The 6,615-nt window shown below is 69.1% G+C and carries 6 protein-coding genes; 5 read left to right on the plus strand and 1 reads right to left on the minus strand.

Going from position 1 to position 6,615, the window contains the following annotated elements; genetic code table 11:
* Positions 1 to 1,332 (minus strand): ABC transporter substrate-binding protein, encoded by a 1,332-nt coding sequence (locus ACWDR4_RS32355; protein ID WP_450413673.1) that lies wholly within the window; start codon positions 1,330 to 1,332, stop codon positions 1 to 3.
* 225 nt (positions 1,333 to 1,557) lie between these two features.
* On the opposite strand from ACWDR4_RS32355, the gene ACWDR4_RS32360 reads away from it, so the two are divergent.
* The 5 genes from ACWDR4_RS32360 to ACWDR4_RS32380 are packed head-to-tail and all read left to right on the plus strand — an operon-like array spanning position 1,558 to position 6,553.
* A complete protein-coding gene (locus ACWDR4_RS32360; RefSeq protein WP_450413674.1) occupies positions 1,558 to 2,520 on the plus strand; it encodes a carbohydrate ABC transporter permease in 963 nt (320 codons plus the stop codon).
* Entirely contained in the window at positions 2,520 to 3,395 is an 876-nt protein-coding gene (locus ACWDR4_RS32365; RefSeq protein WP_450413675.1) for a carbohydrate ABC transporter permease, read from the plus strand. The genes ACWDR4_RS32360 and ACWDR4_RS32365 overlap by 1 nt, the downstream gene beginning before the upstream one ends.
* Positions 3,396 to 3,405: 10 nt before the next feature.
* Positions 3,406 to 3,957, plus strand: coding sequence for a hypothetical protein (locus ACWDR4_RS32370; protein ID WP_450413676.1), 552 nt, complete (start codon positions 3,406 to 3,408; stop codon positions 3,955 to 3,957).
* 32 nt (positions 3,958 to 3,989) lie between these two features.
* Positions 3,990 to 5,231, plus strand: a complete 1,242-nt coding sequence (locus ACWDR4_RS32375; protein ID WP_450413677.1) for a Gfo/Idh/MocA family protein — start codon at positions 3,990 to 3,992, stop codon at positions 5,229 to 5,231.
* Positions 5,228 to 6,553 (plus strand): Gfo/Idh/MocA family protein, encoded by a 1,326-nt coding sequence (locus ACWDR4_RS32380; RefSeq protein WP_450413678.1) that lies wholly within the window; start codon positions 5,228 to 5,230, stop codon positions 6,551 to 6,553. The genes ACWDR4_RS32375 and ACWDR4_RS32380 overlap by 4 nt, the downstream gene beginning before the upstream one ends.
* The last annotated feature ends 62 nt before the right edge of the window (positions 6,554 to 6,615 follow it).

Here is a 6,615-nt window from a genome sequence, read left to right on the forward strand (position 1 = left end):
TCATCCCCCGGGGACGGAGGTGTGGAACTTGTCCCACATGTCGGCCGCGGCCGACTGGACGCTCTTCTTCCCGAAGATGATGTCCTGGTAGACGCTGGTGAAGTCCAGCTTGTCCTCGTCGCTGCCGGACGGCGGCGGGGCCGGGGAGGGCGAGAGTCTGTCCTGGATCGACGTGAGGAACGTGTAGACGGCCTTGTCCCCGCCGGTCAGGCCCGGCGCGAGGGCGGCCAGGTTCTCCGTGTTGGAGGGCAGTCCGCGCACCAGGCCGAGGATCTTCGCCGCGTCCGGATCGTTCAGCAGGAAGTCGATCAGCAGCGCGGCCTCCCGCTTGTGCGCGCACTTGCGCTGTACGCACAGCGCCTGAGAGGCGCCGCCGGTCATTCCGATCGGGGAGCCGGCCGACCGGGTGGGGAAGGAGACGGGCTGCACCACGCCGTACGTCTGGAAGTACGTCGAGGCGGCGGAGGTGATCTGGAACTCGCCCGCCGACAGCTTACGGATCAGCGGCGAGTCGGCGGTCGAACCACTGGCGTACGAGGCGGTGAGGCTCGGGGAGGTGAAGATCCCTTTGTCGCGCAGTCGGCCCATGTACTCCCAGAACGCGGTGAGGTCGGCCTTCGTGAAGCCGACCGAGCCGTCGTTCCCGTACAGCTGCTTGTCCTGCTGGACGAGCCAGATCTGGAAGGTTTCGATGTGGCCGCTGAAGTCGGTCAGCGGTGCCCTGTCCGGCACTGCCTTCTTCAGCGCGGGACCGATGTCGTTCAGCAGGTCGTCCCAGGTCCAGCCAGGTTTCGGGATGCCGACGCCCGCCTTGGTCCACAACTTGGCGTCGATCAGCAGGGCTTGGGTGGCGATGCCGGTCGGCAGCCCGTACAGCGTGCCGTCGACGAGGCCTGTGCGGGCGTAGATGGTGGGGATCCGCTTCACGGAGATACCGGAGAACACGGAGTCGGTGAGCTTCGACAGCACTTGGCGGTCGGCGTAGGCCCTCAGGTAGCCGAAGTCCATCTGCAGGACGTCCGGACCGCTGCCGGCCGCCACCTGCGTGGCGAGCCGCTGGAGGTAGGCGGAGTAACCGGCGAACGAGGTCGTCACCTTGATGTCCGGGTGGCGCTTCTCGAAGAGCTCGATGGCCTTCTCGGTGGCCAGGTTGCGGTCTGCGGAGCCCCACCACTGGAAGTCGATCGTCACCTTGCCGCCCGCGGACGCCGACCCGGTGCCGCACCCGGCGGCGGCACCGGCCAGCGGGAGCGCGCCGAGTGAGGCGATGAGCCGGCGGCGCGACAGGCCTGGTGAGGTGGACGGGGTCGGGGGACGGCGTGTTGCGGACATCGCGGCCCTTCGCTCGACGGGTGCGGGGAGACGGGGAGAGCGGCTGCAAACGTTGCCACTGAGATTCCAACTGGCCGGGAACGTACGCCCGTCGGAACGCCCCAGTCAATGTGCCCGACCAGATCAGCTGGCAATACACAGTTCCGCCACGCCTCTTGCTGACGACAACATCGCGTGCAATCGTTGCCGCCGACATCCAGCCTCGCCGTGGAGGAGTGGACCCCGATGGCCCAGGCGACCGCGCCGCCCCGCCCCCTGCCCCGCCCGAGCGGTGGCACTTCCGTAGTGAAGCCGCCGTCCAGGCGCCGCCGTTCCCACGTCGTGGCGGGACACGTCTTCCTGACTCCCTGGCTGATCGGCGCAGTCGTGCTGACGCTGGGCCCGATGCTCATCTCGCTGTATCTGTCGTTCACCGACTACGACCTGTTCTCCACGCCGCAGTGGGTGGGCCTGGCCAACTACCGCTACATGTGGGAGGACGACAAGTTCCTCACCTCGGCCGGCGTCACCCTGAAGTTCGTCCTCATCGGCGCCCCGCTCAAGCTCGTGGCAGCACTCGGCGTCGCGCTGCTGCTGAACCGCGCCGGCCGCGGAGTCGGCCTGTACCGCGCGGCGTTCTACGCCCCCTCGCTGCTCGGCGCGAGCGTCAGCGTCGCCCTGGTGTGGCGGTCGCTGTTCGCCACCGGCGGGCTCAGCGACCGCTCGACCGCCTTCTTCGGCTGGCACATCGGCGGCCTCACCGACAACCCCGACTACGCCATGTACCCGCTGGTGCTGCTGACGATCTGGCAGTTCGGCGCACCCATGGTGATCTTCCTGGCCGGGCTGAAGCAGATCCCGAAGGAACTCTACGAGTCGGCTTCCATCGACGGAGCGGGCCGGATGCGGACGTTCTTCTCCATCACCCTGCCGATGCTGTCACCGGTCCTCTTCTTCAACCTGGTCATGGAGATCATCCACTCCTTCCAGTCCTTCACCTCCGCGTTCGTGATCAGCGGCGGCACCGGAGGGCCGTCCAACTCGACGCTCTTCTACTCGCTCTACCTGTACCAGCAGGGATTCACCAACTTCCACATGGGTTACGCCGCGGCGATGGCCTGGCTGCTGCTGGTCGTCATCGCGGTGGTCACCTACGGCGTCTTCCGCAGCGCCCGGCTGTGGGTCTTCTACGGACAGGATGATGCGTGATGACGACCGCGACGACCCCGGTCCGCAACCCCAACCGCACCCGGATACCCGCGCGTTCGCTGGCCTGGCACGCCATCTGCCTGGCGATCGGCCTGGTCCTGCTCTATCCGCTGCTGTGGCTGTTCACCGCGTCGCTCAAGTCGGGCACCGAGATCCTCTCCAACCTGAGCCCCCTCCCGAAGGTCTTCACTCCGGGCAACTACTCCAAGGCGGCGGACGGGATCAGCGGGCTGACCCTGTGGCGGCTGTTCGGCAACTCGCTGTTCCTCGCCTGCTGCTCCGTGGTCGGGAACGTGCTCTCCTGCTCGCTCGCCGGCTACGCCTTCGCCCGGCTCCGTTTCCGTGGCCGCGCGCTCTACTTCTCCGTGATGATCTCCACGCTGATGCTGCCGATGCACGTCATGCTCATCCCGCAGTACGTGATCTACCAGAAGCTCGGCATGCTCGGGACCTATCTGCCGCTCATCGTGCCGCACTTCCTGGCCACCGAGGCGTTCTTCGTCTTCCTGATCGTCCAGTTCGTCCGCTCGCTGCCGCGCGAACTCGACGAGGCGGCCGTACTCGACGGCTGCGGCCCCTACCGGACCTTCTGGTACATCATCCTGCCGCTGCTCAAGCCCGCCCTCGTCACCACGACGATCTTCTCGTTCATCTCCAGCTGGAACAACTTCTTCTCCCAGCTCATCTACCTCACCGACCCGAAGATGTACACCCTGCAGCTCGGCCTGCGGCTCTTCGTCGACCAGACCGACAGCTCCGCCTACGGCCCGATGTTCGCGATGTCGGTCATCGCCCTGCTGCCGGTGGTGCTGTTCTTCCTCGCCTTCCAGCGCCTGCTGGTGGAGGGCGTCCAGACCTCCGGGCTGAAGGGCTAGGTGCGCGGCGGTGCGTAGTTCTCGCTTTCACCTCTTCGCCGACTGCCTGCTGCTCGGCGTGTTCCTGCTGCTCTGCTCGCTCCCGGTCGTCACGGCCTACCCGGCCCTGGTGGCCGGTTGCACGGTGCTGCGCGAGCAGGCCCACGGCGGCCCCGGGGTGACTCCGGCCAGCCTGCTCGCCGCGCTGCGCCGGGTGCTGCGCTCCGGGACCGCCGTCCTGCTGGTCCCCACCGGCGTGCTGGCCCTGCTGTGGCTGGACACCATTGCCCTGGACGCCCATCGATCCGGGCTGGGAGTGGCTTTCGCCGCGGCGACGGCGGTCCTCGCGGCGGTGGGCCTGCGCTGCGCCGCCGCCTGGCGGGAGGGTACGGCGTGGCGGGTGGTCGCCGTCGCGGCGTTCCGTTCCATGCCGGAGCAGCCGCTGGTGCCCGTACTGCTGGCCGGTGCCGCGGTCGCCGTGACCGTACTGCTGAGCATGTCCCCGGTCCTGCTGATCGTCGTTCTCGGACCGCTCGCGCTCGCGGCGACCGCCACCGACACCTGGCGCCCGCTGCCGCTGTGACGCCTGACTCCACCGAAAGGGACCGATCAACCATGCCGTTCTCCCTTGGCATCGTCGGCGCTGGGCAGTTCGCCGGTCAGTTCGCCAAGCTGTTCCACCTCCATCCGGGAGTCAGCGAGGTCCATATCACCGACCTGCTCCCCGAACGAGCCGAGCGCGTCGCCGCCGAAGAGGGACTGGCGGGCACCTTCCCCTCCTACGAGGCCATGCTGGCGTCGCCGTCCGTGGACGCGGTGGCGATCTTCACCCAGCGCTGGACCCACGGCCCACTGGTAGTCCAGGCTCTGCACGCCGGGAAGCACGTGTACTCAGCGGTGCCGATGGCGGTCGCCCAGGAGGAGATCACCGCGATCATCGAGGCGGTACGGGCCACCGGGCTGACGTACATGATGGGCGAGACCAGCCACTACAACCCCGCGACCGTCTACGCCCGCACCCGGATCGCCGACGGCGGCTTCGGGCGGCTGTTCCACGCCGAGGGCGACTACGTCCACGACATGGACCTCGGCTTCTACGAGGCGTACCAGTACAGCGGCGGCGAGGACTGGAAGTCCACCGCCAGCTATCCGCCGCTGCTCTACCCGACCCATTCCATCGGCGGGGTGCTGGGCGCCTGGAACACCCACGCGGTGAGCGTCTCGGCGATCGGTGTCACCGACGACCGCGACGACGGCGTCTTCGACAAGGATGTCAGCCAGTTCGGCAACGACTTCTCCAACGCCACCGCCCTGTTCGAGGTCGCGGGCGGCGGATCGTTCCGTATCAACGAGTTCCGCCGGGTCGGATACCCCTCCCGCAAGCGCGAGTCCAGGTTCCGCTTCTTCGGCACCGAGGGCAGCTTCGAGCAGCTCGCGACGTACAGCCTGTGGCAGAACAAGGAGGGCGTCGAGGACGTCACCGAACATCTGCGCCCCGTCCGGTCCCTCCCCACCGACGACCCGTCGCTGGAGCACATAGCCCCCGCCCTGCGGGACGCCTTCGTCTCCGGAACGGCACCGGTGCACGACCGCTCCCGGCTGCCCGAGGAGTTCGACCACGTCCACAACGGCCACGAGGGCAGCCACCACTTCCTCGTCGACGACTTCGTGACGGCCGTCAACACCGGCACCCTGCCGCCGGTCAACGCCTGGGTCGCCGCCCGCTACACGCTGCCGGGCATCATCGCCCACCGGTCCGCGCAGCAGGGCGGAGCCAGGCTGACGGTCCCCGACCACGGCGACGCGCCCGCGCCCGCATCCCGCATCCCGGAACCCCGCCGAACGGAGAACGTATGACCCCCGACACCGCACGCCGTCGCCGCTGCGCCGTGGTGGGGCTCGGCGCCCGCGCCCAGCTCTTCACCCGGGCGCTGTCCGGTCCCTACGCGGACCGGGTCGAGCTGGTCGGCTTCTGCGATGTCAACGCCCACCGCATGGCCGTGCACAGCCAGTGGATCGGGGCGGACGTACCCGCGTACGCGGCCGAGGACTTCGAGGAGATGCTGCGCCGCGAACGCGTCGACCTCGTGGTGGTGTGCAGTGTGGACCGTACCCATGACCACTACATCGTGCGGGCGTTGGAGGCGGGCTGCGATGTGGTCACCGAGAAGCCGATGACCACGGACGCGCCCCGCGCCCGCCGCATCCTGGACGCCCAGCGCCGCTCCGGCCGCGACGTGCGGGTCGCGTTCAACTACCGCTACAACCCGGTGCACGCCGCCGTGAAGGAGACCCTCGCGTCCGGCGCGATCGGCGAGATCGGCTCGGTCCACTTCGAGTGGCTCCTCGACCTGCGCCACGGCGCCGACTACTTCCGCCGCTGGCACCGCGACAAGGCCAACTCCGGCGGCCTCATGGTGCACAAGGCCAGCCACCACTTCGACCTCGTCAACTGGTGGCTCGGCACGGCGCCGGAGACCGTCTACGCGCTGGGAGGGCTCTTCTTCTACGGCGACGAGGCCGGCCGGCGCCGGGGCCTCGCCCGCGACTACGCCCGCGCCCACGACTCCCCCGCCGCCGAGGGCGACCCCTTCGCCGTACGCCTGGCGGACTCGCCCGTGCTCAGCGCGCTCTACCTGGACGCGGAGGCCGAGGACGGCTATCACCGCGACCAGAACGTCTTCGGCCCGGGAGTGACGATCGAGGACGACATGGCGGTGCTGGTGAGCTACACCTCCGGCGCCAGCCTCACGTACCACCTCAACGCCTACGCCCCCTGGGAGGGCTACCGCATCGCCTTCAACGGCAGCCAGGGACGTCTCGAACTGCTTGTCGAGGAGTCCACCTGGACCCGGCCCCGGGCACGGACGGACGGCGCGAGCGCGGTCATGCACGGGACGGCGGTCGGCGACGACGCCGGGCGTACGCAGCTGTTGCTGCGCCGGTTCTGGGAGCAGCCGGCCGAGGTGAAGGTCACGACGGGAGAGGGTGGCCACGGCGGGGGCGATGTCCGCATGCTCGAGGATCTGTTCGGCGGGCCGCCCACCGGCGGTCCGGACCCGCTCGGCCGGGCGGCGGGCGCGACCGACGGGGCCCGGTCCCTGGTCACCGCACTGGCCGCGAACCAGTCCTTCGAGACGGGGCTCCCGGTGAAGGCCCGGGATCTACTGGAGGTGTGACCGCTGACGACGCGCCGTCCGGGCTCTACCGGGCGACCGCGACCGTCCGGGACGCCGAGATC

It is taken from the genome of Streptomyces sp. NPDC000878 (assembly GCF_053599695.1).